At 67.6% G+C, this 17,869-nt stretch carries 13 protein-coding genes and 1 pseudogene; 7 read left to right on the top strand and 7 right to left on the bottom strand.

From position 1 onward, the window contains the following. Positions 1 to 104: 104 nt before the first annotated feature. From MKK62_RS11460 to MKK62_RS11450, 3 genes are all read right to left on the bottom strand, one after another. A complete protein-coding gene (locus MKK62_RS11460) occupies positions 105 to 1,931 on the bottom strand; it encodes a phosphoenolpyruvate carboxykinase (GTP) (protein ID WP_240260965.1) in 1,827 nt (608 codons plus the stop codon). Positions 1,932 to 2,055: 124 nt separating this feature from the next. After that, positions 2,056 to 3,639, bottom strand: a complete 1,584-nt coding sequence (locus MKK62_RS11455) for a GumC domain-containing protein (protein WP_240260966.1) — start codon at positions 3,637 to 3,639, stop codon at positions 2,056 to 2,058. Next, positions 3,636 to 4,457, bottom strand: coding sequence for a hypothetical protein (locus MKK62_RS11450; RefSeq protein ID WP_434085053.1), 822 nt, complete (start codon positions 4,455 to 4,457; stop codon positions 3,636 to 3,638). Before MKK62_RS11450 ends, MKK62_RS11455 begins: the two co-directional genes overlap by 4 nt. Positions 4,458 to 4,755: 298 nt before the next feature. Between MKK62_RS11450 and trmB the strand changes: the two genes are divergently transcribed. The 3 genes from trmB to mmpL3 are packed head-to-tail and all read left to right on the top strand — an operon-like array spanning position 4,756 to position 9,168. Continuing rightward, positions 4,756 to 5,538 carry a tRNA (guanosine(46)-N7)-methyltransferase TrmB gene (gene trmB / locus MKK62_RS11445; protein WP_240260967.1) on the top strand — a complete coding sequence of 261 codons (783 nt, stop codon included), beginning with the start codon at positions 4,756 to 4,758 and terminating at the stop codon, positions 5,536 to 5,538. Further along, the gene (locus MKK62_RS11440; RefSeq protein WP_434085052.1) at positions 5,535 to 6,203 is read left to right on the top strand and encodes an NYN domain-containing protein; all 669 of its coding nucleotides are present in this window, start codon (positions 5,535 to 5,537) and stop codon (positions 6,201 to 6,203) included. Before trmB ends, MKK62_RS11440 begins: the two co-directional genes overlap by 4 nt. 49 nt (positions 6,204 to 6,252) lie before the next feature. Continuing rightward, the gene (gene mmpL3, locus MKK62_RS11435; RefSeq protein ID WP_240260968.1) at positions 6,253 to 9,168 is read left to right on the top strand and encodes a trehalose monomycolate exporter MmpL3; all 2,916 of its coding nucleotides are present in this window, start codon (positions 6,253 to 6,255) and stop codon (positions 9,166 to 9,168) included. Between the two features lie 121 nt (positions 9,169 to 9,289). On the opposite strand, the gene MKK62_RS11430 is transcribed toward mmpL3, so the two are convergent. Further along, on the bottom strand, positions 9,290 to 10,432 hold the full coding sequence (locus tag MKK62_RS11430; protein ID WP_240260969.1) for an AI-2E family transporter: 1,143 nt from the start codon (positions 10,430 to 10,432) through the stop codon (positions 9,290 to 9,292). 124 nt (positions 10,433 to 10,556) lie between these two features. Between MKK62_RS11430 and MKK62_RS11425 the strand changes: the two are divergent. After that, positions 10,557 to 11,603 (top strand): annotated as a pseudogene (locus tag MKK62_RS11425) (lysylphosphatidylglycerol synthase transmembrane domain-containing protein); the annotation flags it as partial. Between the two features lie 16 nt (positions 11,604 to 11,619). On the opposite strand, the gene MKK62_RS11420 reads toward MKK62_RS11425, so the two are convergent. Further along, the gene (locus MKK62_RS11420; RefSeq protein WP_240264201.1) at positions 11,620 to 12,159 is read right to left on the bottom strand and encodes a hemophore; all 540 of its coding nucleotides are present in this window, start codon (positions 12,157 to 12,159) and stop codon (positions 11,620 to 11,622) included. A gap of 361 nt (positions 12,160 to 12,520) precedes the next feature. Between MKK62_RS11420 and MKK62_RS11415 the strand changes: the two genes are divergently transcribed. Genes MKK62_RS11415 through MKK62_RS11405 form a run of 3 tightly spaced genes read left to right on the top strand, consistent with a single transcriptional unit; the run spans position 12,521 to position 16,472 of the window. Next, entirely contained in the window at positions 12,521 to 15,520 is a 3,000-nt protein-coding gene (locus MKK62_RS11415; protein ID WP_240260970.1) for an MMPL family transporter, read from the top strand. Then, positions 15,517 to 16,056, top strand: a complete 540-nt coding sequence (locus MKK62_RS11410; RefSeq protein ID WP_240260971.1) for an XRE family transcriptional regulator — start codon at positions 15,517 to 15,519, stop codon at positions 16,054 to 16,056. The genes MKK62_RS11415 and MKK62_RS11410 overlap by 4 nt, the downstream gene beginning before the upstream one ends. After that, complete coding sequence (locus MKK62_RS11405) at positions 16,056 to 16,472, top strand: CoA-binding protein (protein ID WP_240260972.1); 417 nt, start codon at positions 16,056 to 16,058, stop codon at positions 16,470 to 16,472. The genes MKK62_RS11410 and MKK62_RS11405 overlap by 1 nt, the downstream gene beginning before the upstream one ends. On the opposite strand, the gene MKK62_RS11400 is transcribed toward MKK62_RS11405, so the two are convergent. Together MKK62_RS11400 and MKK62_RS11395 are read right to left on the bottom strand one after the other, a co-directional pair. After that, on the bottom strand, positions 16,469 to 17,158 hold the full coding sequence (locus MKK62_RS11400) for a hypothetical protein (RefSeq protein WP_240260973.1): 690 nt from the start codon (positions 17,156 to 17,158) through the stop codon (positions 16,469 to 16,471). The genes MKK62_RS11405 and MKK62_RS11400 overlap by 4 nt on opposite strands. Continuing rightward, positions 17,155 to 17,781: an Rv1363c family protein gene (locus MKK62_RS11395; RefSeq protein ID WP_240260974.1), complete on the bottom strand. Its 627-nt coding sequence runs from the start codon at positions 17,779 to 17,781 to the stop codon at positions 17,155 to 17,157. The genes MKK62_RS11400 and MKK62_RS11395 overlap by 4 nt, the downstream gene beginning before the upstream one ends. Between the last annotated feature and the right edge of the window lie 88 nt (positions 17,782 to 17,869).

Below are 17,869 nucleotides of genomic sequence, written 5' to 3'. Positions count from 1 at the left end.
AGCGAACGGCGTACTGCTACGACAGAAGTTAGCTGTTCAGGGCCTGCTTACTCACAAGTTCGGGTGACCGATCTTGCGGTTTCGGCAACCCTGCCGGGCGGGTGTTAGTTGGACTCGGCGAGGCGCTGCTTGAGTGCTTCGAACTCATCCCGGACGCCGGTCGGCAGCTTGTCGCCGACGAACTCGAACCACTCCTCGATAAGCGGCACTTCCTGGCGCCACTCGTCGACGTTGACCGCCAGCGCACGCTCGACATCGGCGGAGTCCACGTCCAAGTTGTCGAGGTCCAAGTCGCCCGCGGTGGGCACGACGCCGATCGGAGTTTCTTGGCCACCGGCCTGGTGCTCGATCCGGTCGACGATCCACTTCAGCACCCGGCTGTTCTCACCGAAGCCCGGCCACAGGAACTCGCCCTTGTCGCCGCGACGGAACCAGTTGACGAAGAACACCTTCGGCAGCTTCGACTCGTCGGAGTTCTTGCCGATGTCGATCCAGTGCTGGAAGTAGTCGCCGACGTTGTAGCCCAGGAACGGCAGCATGGCCATCGGGTCGCGACGCACGTCGCCGACCTTGCCCTCCGCCGCGGCGGTCTGCTCGCTGCCCATGGTGGCGCCCATGAAGACGCCGTGCTGCCAGTCGCGCGCCTCGGTAACCAGCGGGACCGTGGTCTTGCGGCGGGCGCCGAACAGGATGCCCGAGATCGGCACGCCCTGCGGGTCGTCCCACTCCGGGGCCAGGATCGGGCACTGCGACATCGGGGTGCAGTAGCGCGAGTTGGGGTGCGCGGCCTTCTCGCCGGATTCGGGCGTCCAGTCGCGGCCCTTCCAGTCGATCAGGTGCTGCGGGTCACCTTCCAGGCCCTCCCACCACACGTCGCCGTCGTCGGTCAGCGCGACGTTGGTGAAGACGGTGTTGCCGCCCTCGATGGTGCGCATCGCGTTCGGGTTGGACTTCCAGTTCGTGCCCGGCGCAACACCGAAGAAGCCGAATTCGGGGTTGACCGCGTACAGCCGACCATCTTTGCCGAAGCGCATCCAGGCGATGTCGTCACCGAGGGTCTGGGCGCGCCAGCCCGGGATGGTGGGCTGCAGCATCGCCAGGTTGGTCTTGCCGCAGGCCGACGGGAACGCGGCGGCGAAGTAGTACGCCTTGTTCTCCGGGGAGATCAGCTTGAGGATCAGCATGTGCTCGGCGAGCCAGCCCTCGTCGTGGGCCATCGCGGAGGCGATGCGCAGCGAATAGCATTTCTTGCCCAGCAACGCATTTCCGCCATAGCCGGAACCGAAGCTCCAGATTTCGCGGGTTTCGGGAAAGTGCGTGATGTATTTGGTGTCATTGCAGGGCCACGGCACGTCCTTTTGACCGGGCTCCAGCGGAGCGCCGATCGAGTGCAATGCCTTGACGAAAAAGCCGTCGTCGCCGAGCTTTTCCAGCGCGGCCTTGCCCATCCGGGTCATCACCTTCATCGACGCGACGACGTATTCGGAGTCGGTGATTTCCACGCCCAGCTTGGGGTCCTCGGCGCCGAGCGGACCCATGCAGAACGGGACGACCCACATCGTGCGTCCGCGCATGGAGCCGCGGTACAGCTCGGTCATCGTCTCGCGCATCTCGGCCGGCGGCTTCCAGTTGTTGGTCGGACCGGCGTCGACCTCGCGCTCCGAACAGATGAAGGTCCGCGACTCGACCCGCGCCACGTCGGACGGGTCCGACAGCGCCAGGTAGGAGTTCTTGTGCTTCTTGTCGTTGAGCTTGGTGAAGGTGCCCGCCTCGACCAGCTGGTCGGCCAGCCGCTGCCATTCTTCGTCGGAGCCGTCAGCGAAAACCACCCGGTCGGGCTGGGTCAGCTCGGCGACCTCCTCCACCCAGGACAACAAGCCCTGATGGTTCGTCGGGGCAGTATCCAGACCAGGAATGGTCGCTGAAGTCATCAAAATCTCCTGCAGTCGCGGTGTGCGTAGTGCGCGGCTAAATGGCGGCGGCCTCTACACAGGTTATCGCGAGCTGAATACCCAGAAAAAGCCGGGAGTGTATCGGCTGACTCACAAGAACGATTCAGAAGACGTTATCGGCCGATTTTGTCGCCGATTTGTCGTCGACGACCTCGTCATCGGCATCGATGGGAGCCGACGGCTCGGACTCTACGTTCGTATCGTCGGACGGCTCCGCAGCGGCTTCGTCCGTGTCGATCGGCGGGTCAGGCTCCCCGAGTTCGGTTCGTACCGCCTCCAGGGCGGCCTGCAATGTCGGCATCTCCTTGCCGCGCAGCGCCGCCGCCCGGGCCGCCACCACGGAGTGCTCACGCAGCTCGGTGTCGATCACGCTGACCTGCTCGGCCACCCGGGTGCTCTCGCCCTCGTCCTGCTCGCTCAATGCAGCCGTCAGCGCCGACTCGGCGGCAAGCACGCGGGTCGCTACCAGTTCCTCCGCCGACGACTGCACCAGCGCGGTGGCCTCGCCGGCCCACCGATCCAGCAGAGATCGGTCCCGGAGCAGGCCGCGCATTCCGACCACCCACACCGTCAGGGCAAGCCCGATCGCCGCGCACGCCACGGCGCCGGCGATGGTCAGGCTCGGAGTCAAATCGGCGAGCAGCCGGCTCAGCGTCAACGCCACCCCCAACCCGAAGCCGGCGCCGAGCAGCATCATCAGCCGGGTTTCCAGCTTGCGTGACTTGAGCGGAGGCGAGGGCAGGTCAACCGCCGGGAGCGGCGCAGGGGCCGGCGGGTCGACCGTCAGCCCGAGGGTCTGTGCCATCTCGGCCAGCTGGTCAGTGATGTTGTCGTCGACCTCGGTGACGACGTTCTCGAGCCGGGCCGTCGCCTCGCCCTCGAACTCGGCCAGCTTGCCCCGGCTGAGGCCCGCGGCATTCTCCTGTAATTCCGAGCGGACTGCGGCACAGCGATTGCGGGCGAAATAGGACAGCTGCGTGCGGGCCTGCTGGATCTGGCTCCGCAGCGCGATCGTTCGTTCGGACTTGGACAAGCGTCGCTGTCGAAGGATGTCGCTGCGCTGTTCTCGCAGCGCCTCGACCCGTGCGCGGCGGCCGGCTCCGTCGGCGTCGCGGTCGTAGCGGTCGGCGACGGTAAGCAGCCTCGATTGCCATGCCCGCAATCTGTTTCGGCGGGCTAGCTCGTCGTCGGCCAGGTGGTCGGACAACACCGCGACGAGCTCATCGACGCGCGGCTCACCTTCCTCGGGCGCGGCGGCCACCCCGACCCACCGCACGTCGGCGTAACGCGCCGCATGCGCGGCGAGCACCTCTCGGTTAGCGGCCAGCACCTCTTGCCAGTTGTGATGGACGTCGATCTTGGACACCACGCCGATCACCGCGTCGGTCTCGGCGGTGGCCGTGTCGAGCAGCGCACAGTCGGATTCGGTGAGCACCGCGGCCGCCGAAACCACGAAGATCACCGCCGTGGGCGCTCGGCCGGGGTCCAGGTCCGTCGGCTCGACGAAGGTCGTGTCCGGCATCTTCTCGCTGAGCGCGGCGACCACTCCGGTCACTCCGGCCAGCCAGGGACCGGTGACCAGCACGGCGTCCAGCCGCTCGGTGCCCGGTGCGCCGAGTTGCGGGCCGATCGCCGTCACCATCGCGTCGACGTCGGCGACTGCTGTGCTGTCGTCGTTACTGCTCATATCGAGCCCCCGGCCTTCGCCCACAGCCGCAGCGAGCCCCGGACGATGTCGGCGCCGCAGACACGCCGGACGCCCACTGCCGGCCCACGGCGGTGACGCTCCCAGCGCGCCGCGCGCCGTAGGTGGTCGTCGGCGGTGTCGCCGCGATCGACGGGCATGCCGACCGACTCGGCGGCGTCGACTGCGGCCATCATTTGGGCAATCACGGTGGCGTCACAACTCAGGAAGTCACCGATGCGCTGGTCGGTCACGGCCATCGCTTCCAACTCGGCGACCGCTTCCCGCACGCGCTGGTAGCGCAGTTGGGCTCCGAGCACGCCGAGCCGGGCGACGACGGCATCGATGTTGCTCAGGCCGCGCAGCAGGGTTTTGACGTCGTCGCGGGTTGCGCCGCGCCGGATCGCCGACCTGGCCTGCCGGGTGCCGAAGGTATCCAAAGCGGGCACCCGTGGACGCTGGTCGTGCAACGCCGTCCACGCGCCGTCGTCGAGCGGCGCGACCGCAAGGACGGCGACCAACGGTTCGACGGGCGTCCCGGCGCGGACCGACAGCGCGGCGCACCGGGCCCGGGCGGCCTCGGTCGGGCCGTTCGGGTGCCGGCCCGTTGCCGCGGTGGCGACCAGGTCGGCCTTGTTCAGCACGGCCAGCAGTGGCCTGGTGGCGCCGGCGAGGGCGGCCTGGTCCTCCGGTTTGACCGCATCGGCCAGCACGTAGACGTCCAGATCGGCATCGGCCGGAGTGGTGACGGTGATCCCCGCGCACCTCAGTGCCTGGGCAACGGTGCTGCTGCCGACGCCGCGGCGCCCGTAAACCGCCACCTGTAGCGGCGCGGCGAGTTGTGCGGCGATCGCCGCACAGCGCGGCTCGGATACCGCCGCCGCAAACCGCTCCAGCTCTTCGACGAAAATCGGTCGCCCCTATCCGCTCTTGCTGTGCAGGCGCTGTTAACCCCGCTAACCCGCCATTGTGGCTGAATACCTGCCGATTACCGCGCAGCACCACCGTTTTGTCAGTCGAATGGTGACATTTGCCCATGCCAGCCGCGAGTCACCAGCCCCCGGCCAAAGGCAACTGTTGGGTATCAATCTGCCCCGCGGGCGGCGACATGATGGGTTCATGGGTCACGATGAACGGATGCGCGCGCAGCCCTGGGTGGACGCGGCCACACCGCCGACGCCTTCTACTGCCCTGCCCGCTGAACGTGAGGTCGCCGGCTACCGGCGGACCACCAGCTTTCGCACGCGGCGCTCGCAGTTGTCGGCAGCACAGCAGCGGACCTGGGAGCGGCTCTGGCCGGAGTTGGGCCGCGTCGCCGTCTCCGACGGCACGCCCGAACCCCTGGACGCCGCGGCCTGGTTTGGCCGCGACGCTCCGCTCGTTCTCGAAATCGGTTGCGGGACAGGTACTTCCACACTGGCAATGGCACAAGCCGAACCGGACGTCGACGTGATCGCCGTCGAGGTCTACCGGCGGGGCTTGGCGCAGTTGCTGTCCGGCATCGACCGCGAGCACGTCACGAACATCCGGCTGATCCGCGGCGATGCCGTCGACGTGCTCGACCACCTGCTGACGCCCGCTTCGCTGAGCGGAGTGCGGGTGTTCTTCCCCGACCCGTGGCCCAAGGCTCGGCATCACAAGCGCCGGCTGCTGCAGCCTGCGGTGGTGGCGAGAATCGCCGACCGGCTGCGGCCAGGCGGCATATTGCACGTCGCGACCGACCACGCCGACTACGCCGAGCAGATTGCCGCGGTCGGCGACGGCGAGCCGCTGCTGAGCTGGGTGGACTTCGGTGCCGCGACACCCGTCTCAACCGTCCGCCCCACCACGAAGTACGAGGGAAAGGCCGAGGTCGCCGGCAGCGTCGTCAACGAATTCCTCTGGGAAAGAAAACGCCCATGAGTCTTATCGAAGCCATCGATCCCCCGGTCGATTCCGGACCCGCCCCGCGACGGGTATTGCTGGTCTGGGACGCGCCGAACCTCGACATGGGCCTGGGATCGATCCTGGGCCGACGGCCTACCGCGCTGGAGCGCCCGCGCTTCGACGCCCTCGGACGCTGGCTGCTGAGTCGCACGGCGGAAGTCGCGGCGCACCACGACGACGTCTCGAGCGAACCCGAGGCGACCGTGTTCACCAATATCGCCCCGGGCAGCGCAGACGTGGTGCGACCGTGGGTAGACGCATTGCGCAACGTCGGGTTCGCGGTATTCGCAAAGCCGAAGCTCGACGAGGACAGCGACGTCGACAGCGACATGCTCGCGCACATCGCGCAGCGCTATCAGGACGGTTTGGCGGCTCTGGTGGTGGCGTCGGCCGATGGGCAGGCGTTCCGAATACCCTTGGAGGAAATCGCGCGCAGCGGGGTACCCGTCCAGGTGCTTGGATTTCGCGAACATGCGAGTTGGGCGCTAGCGTCGGATACCTTGGACTTTGTCGACCTGGAGGACATCGCCGGTGTGTTCCGGGAGCCACTGCCGCGAATCGGCCTCGATTCGCTGCCTGACCAGGGGGCGTGGCTGCAACCGTTCCGGCCACTGTCCTCGTTGCTGACCTCGCGTGTCTGACAACTCAACATCAATGCGCGGGTCGTCGCAGATCCAGTAAGGAGCTTACGTGTTCGCCTGGTGGGGTCGAACTGTATATCGCTATCGGTTCATCGTGATCGGCGTGATGGTGGCGCTGAGCCTGCTCGGCGGCATCTTCGGGATCAGCCTGGGTAAGCACGTCACGCAGAGTGGTTTCTACGACGACGGCAGCCAGTCGGTCAAGGCATCGGTGCTCGGTGACAACACCTACGGCCGCGACCGGACCAGCCACATCGTGGCAACGTTCACCGCCCCCAAGTCGATCAACGACCCGGCCTGGCAGAAAAAAGTCGTCGACGAGCTCAACACCTTCAAGAAAGACCACCCCGACCAGGTCGTCGGCTGGGCCGGCTGGCTCGCGGCCCCGACCAGCACCGACTCCGTCATCAAGGGCATGGCCAGTGAGGACGGCAAGCACACCTTCGTCAGCATCCCGCTCAAGGGCGACGACGACGACACGATCCTGACCAATTACAAGGACATCGAGCCCGATCTCCAGAAGCTCAACGACGGCAAGATTCAGCTGGCGGGTCTGGAGCCGATCGCCAGCGCGTTGACCGGGACGATCGCCACCGACCAGAAGCGCATGGAGGTGCTGGCGCTGCCGCTGGTCGCGGTCGTGCTGTTCCTGGTCTTCGGTGGTGCGGTGGCGGCATCGCTGCCGGCCATCGTCGGCGGCCTGAGCATTGCCGGGTCGACGGGCATTTTGCGGCTGTTGGCCGAGTTCGGGCCCGTGCACTTCTTTGCCCAGCCCGTGGTGTCGATGATGGGCTTCGGTATCGCGATCGACTACGGGTTGTTCGTGGTGAGCCGGTTCCGTGAAGAGATCGCCGAGGGCTACGACACCGAGGCGGCAGTACGCCGCACGGTGATGACGGCCGGTCGCACGGTGGTGTTCTCCGCGACGTTGATCGCGGTGTCGGCGGCGAGCCTGTTCCTGTTGCCGCAGGGCTTCGTGAAGTCGCTGACGTACGCCGTGATCATCTCGGTGTCGCTGGCCGCGATCCTGTCGATCACGCTGCTGCCGGCGGCTCTGGCGATTCTGGGTAAGCACGTCGACGCGCTCGGGGTGCGCACGCTGTTCCGCATCCCGTTCCTGGCGAACTGGAAGCCGTCCCGGGCCTACCTGAACTGGCTGGCCGACCGGCTGCAGAAGACCAAAACCCGCGAAGAGGTCGAGGCCGGGTTCTGGGGCAAGCTGGTCAACGTCGTCATGCAGCGGCCGCTGGTGTTCGCCATCCCGATCATCGTCGGCATGATCGCGCTCGTCATCCCGTTGCACAACCTGGCCTTCGGCGGCATGAGCGAGAAGTATCTGCCGCCGGACAACTCGGTTCGGTTGGCGCAGGAGAACTTCGACAAACTGTTCCCGGGCTATCGCACCAACCAGCTGACGTTGGTGATCGAGAGCAACAACCACAGCAAGGTCACCGACCAGCAGGTCGCCGAGGTGCGCAATGACGCCGCGTCGATCAGCGGCTTCACCGACACCACCTGGCAGGAGCGGGCCTGCCCGACGATCGAGGGCAACCCCTGTGTCTCGGGCCCGAACGGCGCCCACCCGAAAGACGACTCGGTCCGGGTGATCCAGAACGGTCTGGTCAACGCCAACGACGCCGCCAAGAAGATCAACGAGCTGCGATCGATCACACCACCGCGCGGACTGACCCTGCTGGTCGGTGGCGTGCCGGCGCTCGAGCAGGACAGCATTCACAGCCTCTTCGATAAGGCCCCGTTGATGTTGGTCGTATTGCTGACCACCACCATGCTGCTGATGTTCCTGGCCTTCGGCTCGGTGGTGCTACCGATCAAGGCAGCAGTGATGAGCGCCCTGACGCTGGGGTCCACCCTGGGAATCCTCACCTGGATTTTCGTCGACGGACATTTGTCGAAGTGGCTGAACTTCACCGCGACGCCGCTGATGGTGGTGTTGATCGCCCTGGTCGTTGCGGTCGGGTTCGGCCTGGCCACCGACTACGAGGTCTTCCTGGTGTCCCGAATGGTGGAGGCCCGGGCGCGGGGCATGTCGACGGCCGAGGCCATCCGGATCGGTACGGCGACGACGGGCCGCCTGATCACCGCGGCCGCGTTGGTGCTCGCCGTGGTAGCCGGCTCGTTCATCTTCTCCGATCTGGTCATGATGAAATACCTGGCCTTCGGCTTGATGGCGGCGCTGTTGCTCGACGCCACCGTGGTCCGGATGTTCCTGGTGCCGTCGGTGATGAAGTTGCTCGGCGACGACTGCTGGTGGGCTCCGCATTGGATGAAGCGTCTGCAGAACCGCCTGGGGCTCGGCGAGATTCACCTGCCCGACGAGCGCAAGGTGCCGTCGGCGCGGGCCCGGACTGCGCGGCCCGCGACCACCCGTCCCCCGGTCACGCCGGCTCCCCGGCCGCCGCACGACCCCACGCACCCCACCGCCGAGGGCGCACAGCGGCCGGCCCGGCCCACGGCGCCGCCGCCGCCCGTGCAGCGGCCAGATGTACGGCCGCCGGTCAAAGACGCGCCGCCGTCGGCGGCGGGTACCACCCGGATGACCAATCCGGCGCAGCCGAAAGAGCCTGCGACTACCCGCTTTTCGGCACAGCCAAATCCGTCGGCGGCCCCTGCGCCGGGGCGGCCCCCCGCTCCCCCGCGCGGCGAGGACCGGGAGATCGAGTCCTGGCTGAGCGACCTGCGCGGCGGTAAACCCGGCCCGCAGCCGCCGCAGCCGTCCGCCGACGAGACCCGCGCCCTGCAGGTCCCGCCGCGGGACACGCCGTCGGGCCCGCCGGCCAACGAATCGCCGGAAGATGTCACCACCGCGATCCCGACCCCGCCGCGTGAGGAGAAGGACGCCGACGCCGCCACCGAGAAGATGAACGCCCGCGGCGACCAGCCGCGTCCGCGCCGCGGCGGCGGCCTCAGCGCCGCGGACCTGCTGCGCCGAGAGGGCCGCATGTAACTGGTGGCCTTACCGGGCCCGGGCGATGCCGCGGATAGCCGCCGACTGTGCGGCTAATGACCGTGAAACCACCCGAAGGCGCGTGGATAACCTGCACGCTCGGCGAGGGATCCGGTTCGCGTTACTCGCTTGTGACAGGTTCCGGGTCGTCGGCTTCGGCCTGGATCAGCGAATCGTCGCCGTCTTCCACCGCCGAGTCCGGATCGTTGGCCAGCAACACCTTGAACGCGTTGTTGAAGAACGCGACGGTCGGGACGGACAGCAGTGCGCCGACGACGCCGGCCAGCACGCCTCCTGTCGAAATCGCCACCACGACCGCCAGCGGATGGATCGAGACCGCTCGGCCCATCACCAGCGGCTGCAGGATGTGGGCTTCGAGTTGGTTGACCGCGACCAGCAGGCCCAGCGTGATCAGCGCGTAAACAAAGCCCTTCGCTAGCAAGGCCACGATTACCGCCAGGAAGCCGCTGAGCACGGCACCGACCAGTGGGATGAATGCCCCGAGGAACACCAGCGAGGCCAGGGGCAGGGCCAACGGCACCGACATGATCGCCAACCCGGTGCCGATGCCCACTGCGTCGACCAGGGCCACCAAGAAGGTGGCCCGCACGTACCCGGTCAGCGCGCGAAATCCCGCGCCACCCGCGACGCGCACCCGCTCACGGTGATCGCTCGGGAACAGCTTGGTGACGTAGTGCCAGATATTGCGTCCGCCGTAGAGGAAGAAGATGAGCGTGAACAGCACGAGCAGTGCGGCCGTGACGATTTCAGCGGTGGCGGTCGCGGTCGACAGTGCGCCGCTGGTCACTTTCTCCTGATTGTGTTGCAGCGCTTGGATCGCCGAGTTGCCGGCGTTGTCGATCTGCTGGCGGCTCAGATGCAGCGGCCCCTCGATCAGCCACCTCTTGGCGGAGTCGATGCTACGGGTGACCTGGTTGACCAGATCCGGCACACCGACGATGAACTGGCTGACGACAAAGGTCAAGATCCCGCCGAGGATCGCGAAGCCCCCCAGGATCACCAGCGCCACCGCCCCGCCGCGAGGCGCGCCGCGGCGATCCAGGAAGTCGACGATCGGGACCAGCAACGCGCTGAGCATCAGGGCCAGCAGCAGCGGGACGACGATGACTTCGAGCCGCTTGATCACCATCAGCAACGCCACGATGGCGGCCAGAATCACTAGGAGGCGCCAGGACCAGGCTGCGGTTTTGCGGACGATCGGTTCTACCGAGTCGGCGTAGTCGGCCGAGCCCTGTGATGCCATACCGGCCAGCCTAGACATCTCGGGGTCGTAAATTGTGGAGCTGCTTGGTCGACTCCATTGGGCACGCGCAAACACCGGCGTCGCGCAACCCTTCCAGCGCCACCTGCGGAGTTACGCTAATCGCGTGTCGCACGACGCGCCGGCCAGGAACGTCGACGGTCAGGTCCCCGAGCGTGCCCGCAGTCGGTATTGGTGGCTGCGGTGGGTGACGCTGGCGGTGGTGGCGACCGTGCTGACCGTCGAGGTGGCGCTGGCCTGGGACCAGCTGACCACTGCGACGCGAAGCCTGTACGCGGCCGACTGGTGGTGGCTGCTGGCGTGTGCGGTGGCCGCGATCGTGTTGATGCACAGTTTCGCCGAGGTGCAGCGGACCCTGCTGGCCTCGGCGGGGGTACGGGTGCACAAGTTTCGCTCCGAGGCCGCGTACTACGCGGCCAACTCTTTGAGTACGACGCTGCCCGGTGGCCCGGTGATCGCGGCGACGTTTCTGCTTCGGCAGCAACGGCTTTGGGGTGCCTCGACGTTGGTGGCGTCCTGGCAGCTGGTGATGTCGGGGGTGCTGCAGGCGGTGGGGTTGGCGCTGCTCGGGCTGGGCGGTGCATTCGTGCTCGGCGCGAAGAACAACCCGTTCTCGTTGCTGTTCACGCTGGGCGGCTTCGTCGCGCTGCTGCTGTTGGCTCAGGCCGTGGCGTCACGGCCCGAGTTGATCGAGGGCATCGGGTGCCGGGTGCTGGCGCGGTTCAATGCGCTACGCGGCAAGCCGTCCGACGCCGGGCTGGCCAAGTGGCGGCAGATGCTCTGCCAGCTCGAGTCGGTGAGCCTGACGCGCCGCGACGTGGCGGCCGCGTTCAGCTGGTCGGTGGTCAACCGGTTCGCCGACGTCGCGTGCCTGGCATGCGCGGCCTACGCGGCGGGCGCATCGCACGTCTCGCTCGGGGGGCTGACCGTAGCCTGCGCGGCAGCCCGCGCGGTCGGGACGATTCCGCTGATGCCCGGCGGGTTGCTGATGGTCGAGGCGGTACTGGTACCGAGCCTGGTGTCCAGCGGCATGTCGCTGTCGACTGCGGTCTCGACGATGCTGATCTACCGCCTGGTCAGCTGGCTGGTGTTGGCCGCAATCGGCTGGGTGGTGTTCTTCTTCATGTTCCGCAGCGACAACCACCTCGACCCGAATCGGGTCGAGGGACTCACTTGAAGGCGCTGAACGCGCCGGCGCCACTTGGCATTGCCGCTGCGGCACCCGGGACCGTCGCTGCGCCGCCCGGGATCGCGTTCTGAGCGCCGGAGATAGCCTGCGCCGCGCCCGGCAGGCCACCGGGAAGGGCACCCTGCGCCGACTGCATGAACCCGAGCACCTGGGGCAGGCTGATCGGCATCTTGCACCGGGTGGACAGTCCCGCTAGCGGCGACGCGATGGTCTGTAAATCGCTGGCCGCCTTGGGATTGGTGTCGAAGTAGCTCTTGAGCGAGGTGACCGAGCTCGGGCCGGCCGGCTGCTGCATCACCGATGTCATCGCCTGGTTGGTCTCGGGGTGGCCGTCGAGGTAGTCGCCCGCCGAGCGCGCCACGTTGCTGATCGTGCGGGCCATCTCGCTGGCCGCGCACGGGTCGGAGGCGCCGACCGCCGAGGGAGCGGAGAGCAGCACGACTGCGGCGGTGCCGCCCAGTCCGGTCGCGGTCAGGACGCCGATCAAGCGACGACGAAGCGTCGCGGTGCTCCCGGTCAGGGACTTCATTCGTGCTCCTTGTGGGCGTGCGGGGCGAAACTCGTTGTCCCCAGAAACCGCCGGCGCTGGGCCGGCACGTCGTCGTCATCCTGCCATCGAATCCGGCGGGGTCGCCACTTCGCGGAAAGGGATCTCATCACACCTGTGGAACAGCTATGTGGGAATTGCCGCCGTTACGGAGTCGTTGCAGCTCAGCGACCCGGAAGCCCGCTGCGTACACGGTTGCCTGCGGTAGGCTCGCGGACACGCACAAATTCGCGGCGATCGCAGGCGCGGCCGTGGCGAGCACCGGACGGCGTAGCCAGGCGCGGCGGGTCGGCGCAGGGCAACGGATGCGGGGAGAGAAGACATCCAGCACTTCATGATGCGCTTGAGCAGCAGCCTGCGCAGAGGTCGCTGGCTGGTCTTCAGCGGCTGGCTGCTGGCGCTGATCCCTGCCGTCTACCTGGTGCTGACCTCGTCGGGTCATCTCACCGGCGGTGGGTTCGAGGTACCGGGATCCCAGTCGCTGAAGGTGCACGACGCGCTGGAGGCGCACTACCCCGACCAGGGCACATCCCCGTTGGCGCTGGTCGCCGCCCCACGCGCGGATGCCAGCTACGAGGACATGACGGCGGCCGCCGCGTTCCTCCAGCAGGTCGCCAAGCAGCAGCCCGACGTCGTGGTGGTGCCCAACCCCGCGCAGCCGTCGCCGCAGCCGGACCGGCCGTATGTGGTCTCGCTGCGACTCGACAGCGCCGCCAACAACAGCGCCAGCGACGCCGCCAAAAAGCTGCGGGTCAAAGTCGGTGTCCAGGGCGAACGGCCGGGCCAGATGCGGGACGGCCGCGTGCGGCTCTATGTGATCGGGCAGGGGGCGTTGAGCACGGCCGCGGCGGCCAACACCAAACACGACATCGCCAAGGCCGAGCAGTGGAACCTTCCAATCATCCTGATCGTGTTGTTGGCGGTGTTCGGTTCACTGGCCGCCGCAGCGATCCCGCTCGCGCTCGGCATCGTCACCGTGATCATCACGATGGGCCTGGTCTATCTGTTGTCGGCCTACACCGTGATGTCGGTGTTCGTGACGTCGACGGTGTCGATGTTCGGCATCGCCCTGGCCGTCGATTATTCGCTGTTCATCCTGATGCGTTTCCGCGAGGAGCTGCGGGCCGGGCGTCAGCCGCAGGAGGCGATCGACGCGGCGATGGCCACGTCGGGGCTGGCCGTCGCGCTGTCGGGAATGACCGTCGTGGCGTCGTTGACCGGCATCTACCTGATCAACACTCCGGCCCTGACGTCGATGGCCACCGGCGCCATCCTCGCGGTGGCCGTCGCCATGCTGACGTCGACGACCATGACGCCGGCGGTGCTCGCCACGTTCGGCCGGTCGGCCGCCAAGCGTTCGTCGGTGCTGCACTGGTCGCGGCGCGCCGAGACCACGCAGTCGCGGTTCTGGACACACTGGATCGGCGGTGTCATGCACCGGCCGTGGGCGTCAGCCTCGGCGGCGGCGGCCGTGCTGCTGGCGATGGCGATACCGGCACTGTCGATGGTGTTGGGCAATAGCCTGCTTCGGCAGTTCAACTCGTCGCACGAAATCCGCGCCGGTGTGTCGGCCGCGTCCGAGGCGCTCGGGCCCGGTGCGCTCGGCCCGATACAGGTGTTGGTGAGCTTTCCCAACGGTGAGGCATCGTCGGCCACCCACGCCCAGACGTTGGCTGCGGTCCGCGACCAGATCGGCAAGTCGCCCAACATCGTCTCGGTGGCGCCGCCGGTGTTCGCCGACGACAACAGCAGCGCGATGCTGTCGGCGATGCTGTCGGTGGACCCCGAGGACCTCGGCGCCCGCAACACCATCTCCTGGATGCGCACCCACGTCCCCCAGGCCGCGACCGGCTCGGCGGAGATCAGTGTCGGTGGACCGACCGCGCTGATCAAGGACTTCGACGACGAAGTGTCCAAGACCCAGTGGCTGGTGCTGGTGTTCGTCGCTCTGATCGCGTTCGTGATGCTGCTGCTGTCGATCCAGTCGGTGTTTCTGGCCCTCAAGGGCGTGGTGATGACGATGCTGTCGGTGGCCGCGGCCTACGGCAGCCTGGTGATGGTGTTCCAATGGGGCTGGCTGGAGAAGTTGGGCTTTGCGCCGATCACCTCGATTGACAGCACGGTTCCGCCGTTGGTGCTGGCGATGACGTTCGGCCTGTCGATGGACTACGAGATCTTCCTGCTGACCCGGATCCGGGAACGGTTCCTGCAGACCGGCAACACCCGCGACGCGGTGGCCTACGGCGTGAGCACCAGCGCGCGGACGATCACCAGCGCGGCGCTGATCATGATTGCGGTGTTCATCGGGTTCGCGTTTGCCGGCATGCCTTTGGTAGCCGAGATCGGGGTGGCCTGCGCGGTGGCGATCGCCGTCGATGCCACCGTGGTGCGATTGGTGATGGTGCCGGCGCTGATGGCGGTATTCGCCGAGTGGAACTGGTGGCTGCCCGCCTGGCTGGAACGCATCCTGCCATCCGTCGACTTCGAAAAGCCTTTGCCTGCAGTCGATCTCGGCGATGTGCTAATGATTCCCGACAACATCTCGGCGCCCGCGGTGCCCAGTGCGGACCTGAAGATCGTGCTCAAGTCCGCGGCCCGATTGAAGAACATGGTGCCTGACGCGATCACCGTCGCCGACCCGCTGGCGTTCATCGGCTGCGGACGCAGCGGCGAACCGGTGAAAAAGGTCAAGGATAGCACCTACGTCGCCAGCGCGGCCACCCGTCAGCTGGCCGTGATCGGCACACCCAACGGCAACAACGGCACGCAGTCGGCGGCCCGCAAGTTCGTCGGCAGCCTGTCGCACCGCGGCAGCGCGGGCCGGGCGGCGCCCCGCGCGATCCGGCCCGTACACCCGGTCACGCTGTGGCGCGGCCGGCTCGCGGTGGCGCTGGACGCGCTGGCGGCCCAGGCCGCGGAGGCGGAAGCCGAGCAGCCACGCTTCGCACGCCGCAGCCCGGTGGAGACCACCCACGTGCAGCTGCCGACCGGCGACCGGCTGCAGATCCCGACCGGCGCCGAGACGCTGCGGCTCAAGGGCTACCTGATCATGAGCCGCAACAGCAGCCGCGACTATGCCGATTTCGCCGAACTGGTAGACACCATGGATGCCGAGAACGCCGCGGTCGTCCTGGCCGGTATGGACAGGTATTACTCTGGTCAATCACCCCGTCGGCAGTGGATCGCCAGCCAGTTGGTCCGTCGCCTCGCTGACCCGCATCCGTCGGATGTTGATAACGACGGTTGGCCCGAGTCCGATACCAAGGCAAACTGGGAGAGTGTCAGGCAGCGCTGCCTGGCGGTAGCGGTGGCGATGTTGGAGGAGGCTAGGTGACGTTGGCAGCGGACCGTCGCCATGGTCAGGCGCCGCACCGGCCTCCGGCCCGCCCCCGCGACGGCGACCGGCCCGTCGAATTCTGGCCGACCTCAGCCATCCGGCAGGCCCTGGAAGGTGGCGACATCGCCACCTGGAAGCAGATCGCGGTGGCGATCAAGCGTGACCCCTACGGCCGCACCGCCCGGCAGGTCGAGGAGGTGCTGGAGACCTCGCATCCCTACGGCATCTCCAAGGCCCTCGCCGAGGTCCTCGACCGGGCCCGCGACCACCTGGAAGCCAACGAGCGCAACGAGGTGTCCCGTCACGTCCGGGTACTGATCGAGCGGTCCGGCCTCAAGCTGCCGGAGTTCGCATCCCGAATCGGGGTGGACGTCGACGACCTGCGCTCCTATCTGGAGGCGACCGCCAGCCCGTCGGCGTCGCTGATGATCCGGATGCGCCGGCTCTCGGACCGTTTCGCCAAGGCCCGGTCGTCCGAGCCGCCCGAGCATCCGGTCCCACGCCCCGCACAGCGGCCGCCGCGCCGCCACTGATGGCCAACCCCGACGACCATGCGCTGCGGCAGATCTTCGCCGACACGCGAACCATCGCCGTCGTCGGGGCATCCGACAAACCCAGCCGGCCCAGCAACCAGATCTACAGCTATCTGCTCAGAAGTGGGCAGTACCAAGTCTTTCCGGTCAACCCGACGATCAGCGACATCGCCGGGGCGAAGGTGTATTCGCGCCTGGCCGACCTGCCCGTGGTGCCCGACATGGTCGACGTTTTCCGACGGTTCGACGATCTGCCCTCGGTGCTGGCAGACGTGCTCGCCCTCGACCCGCACCCGAAAACCCTGTGGCTGCAAGAGGGTTTGTGGCATGAGAAGGTCGGACGCGACGCGGAAGCCGCCGGCCTGCAGGTGGTCATGGACCGCTGCCTGATGGTCGAGCACGCCCGGCTGCGTTAGCGCGGGTTGAGCGGCGAGACACCGAGCACCAGCCAGTGGTCGCCCTGCTTGGTCAGCGTGACCCGCAGTGCCAACACCGCGTTGTCCGGCGGCTGGCCGGGTTCGTTCTGGGTGGCCCGCATCACGACGGCGACGGCGGCAGCGCTGGGTCCAATGGCCTCGACGCCGGCCTCCATGACCGCCGCGGTGGCGGTGACATTACGCTTCGCCAAATCCGTTGTCGCCTTGCCGAATTGCTCCTTGAACGTGTTGCCCTGTTCGGGCACCATCATGGCCGCGGCCTTGTCGATGGCGGCCATCGGCTCCGACGGTGAGAATGTCGCGGTCGCCTGGGCGACGTCGACGGCGACGCGAACGACCTCGGCCGAGTCGACTTTGAGGGCGTGGTCCGGCGTCGCCCAATGCCGGTAGCCGGTCAGCACGGCCGCGACGATCGCGGTGGTGGTCAGCGCGACGACGGCGAAGCGCAGAGCGGGGGCGTCGTCGTCGGTGCCGACGGTGACCGAATCTCGCCGAAGCAGATACACATTGACCGCCACACCTTCGACGATCAGCACGATCAGCACCGAGCACAGCGACACCCACCAGACCGGCCAAGCCAGTACGTAGCCGATGGCCAGCAGCGCGGCGATCGCGGCCAGCGGCGCGAGAACGTCGAAAGCCACCACCCGCCAGGCGTTTCTCATCGAATCGACTCCAGCCGCGAGATCATCAGCTTGCCGTCGACGTCGGAGACGACGAGCCGCAGATTCCAGTGCACGGTCGTGGGCTTGCCACCGGTGTTCTCGCTGACCGACGTGGCGACGACCATGACCGCGTCGCTGCGCCGGGCGATGGACGCCGGCAGCGGCTCGGGCGGCTTGGGCCCGCCCGGTTGAGCATCGAGGTCGTGGTGCACGGCTTCGACGGCGACGGCCTCGACCTCACCGCGGCTGCGCGACTGCAGCCGCTCGACGACCTGCTGGTACGGCTGGATCGAGGAGTCGAAGTCGGCGTTGAGTTCTCCGACCGTGCCGTCGTGCAGCTTCTGCAGGCTTTCCTTGATGTTGTCGGTGTTCATGTTGATCAACACGCCGGTCCAGTCGGCGGCGGTCTGCATGGCCCGGCTCTGGTAGGTGCGTTCCTCGACGTCGCTGCGGTGGTCGGTCCAGATCACCGCCCCCAGCGCGATCGCCGCGACGCACAACGCGCCCAGCACCGCGGAGGCCAGGCCGTAGGGCGAGAACATCCGGCCGCCGGCGGGTGTCGCCGTCGCGGCGGCGTCGTCGGGCTCGTCGGCCGCCGGTGGGGTTTGCTCGTCGTCGGGCATGGCCGTGAGGGTACTAGGGCCGACCGCCCGGCTGGGCGGGCGCTTGCTGGCGAATGCCCGGCTGGGCGGGCGCTCGGGCCGCCCGCAG

Origin of the sequence: Mycobacterium paraterrae (assembly GCF_022430545.2) — a bacterium.
Taxonomy (GTDB): Bacteria; Actinomycetota; Actinomycetes; order Mycobacteriales; family Mycobacteriaceae; genus Mycobacterium; species Mycobacterium paraterrae.
The sequence above is the reverse complement of the archived record's forward strand: the minus strand, read 5'-3'. Positions and strand labels throughout refer to the sequence as shown.

Excerpts from the sequence above, each read along its gene's own strand:
- MKK62_RS11395 (WP_240260974.1), bottom strand. The coding sequence starts at position 17,781 with ATGCCCGACGACGAGCAAACCCCACCGGCGGCCGACGAGCCCGACGAC.
- trmB (WP_240260967.1), top strand. The coding sequence starts at position 4,756 with ATGGGTCACGATGAACGGATGCGCGCGCAGCCCTGGGTGGACGCGGCC.
- MKK62_RS11460 (WP_240260965.1), bottom strand. The coding sequence starts at position 1,931 with ATGACTTCAGCGACCATTCCTGGTCTGGATACTGCCCCGACGAACCAT.
- MKK62_RS11400 (WP_240260973.1), bottom strand. The coding sequence starts at position 17,158 with ATGAGAAACGCCTGGCGGGTGGTGGCTTTCGACGTTCTCGCGCCGCTG.
- MKK62_RS11405 (WP_240260972.1), top strand. The coding sequence starts at position 16,056 with ATGGCCAACCCCGACGACCATGCGCTGCGGCAGATCTTCGCCGACACG.
- MKK62_RS11430 (WP_240260969.1), bottom strand. The coding sequence starts at position 10,432 with ATGGCATCACAGGGCTCGGCCGACTACGCCGACTCGGTAGAACCGATC.
- MKK62_RS11440 (WP_434085052.1), top strand. The coding sequence starts at position 5,535 with ATGAGTCTTATCGAAGCCATCGATCCCCCGGTCGATTCCGGACCCGCC.
- MKK62_RS11415 (WP_240260970.1), top strand. The coding sequence starts at position 12,521 with ATGATGCGCTTGAGCAGCAGCCTGCGCAGAGGTCGCTGGCTGGTCTTC.
- MKK62_RS11455 (WP_240260966.1), bottom strand. The coding sequence starts at position 3,639 with ATGAGCAGTAACGACGACAGCACAGCAGTCGCCGACGTCGACGCGATG.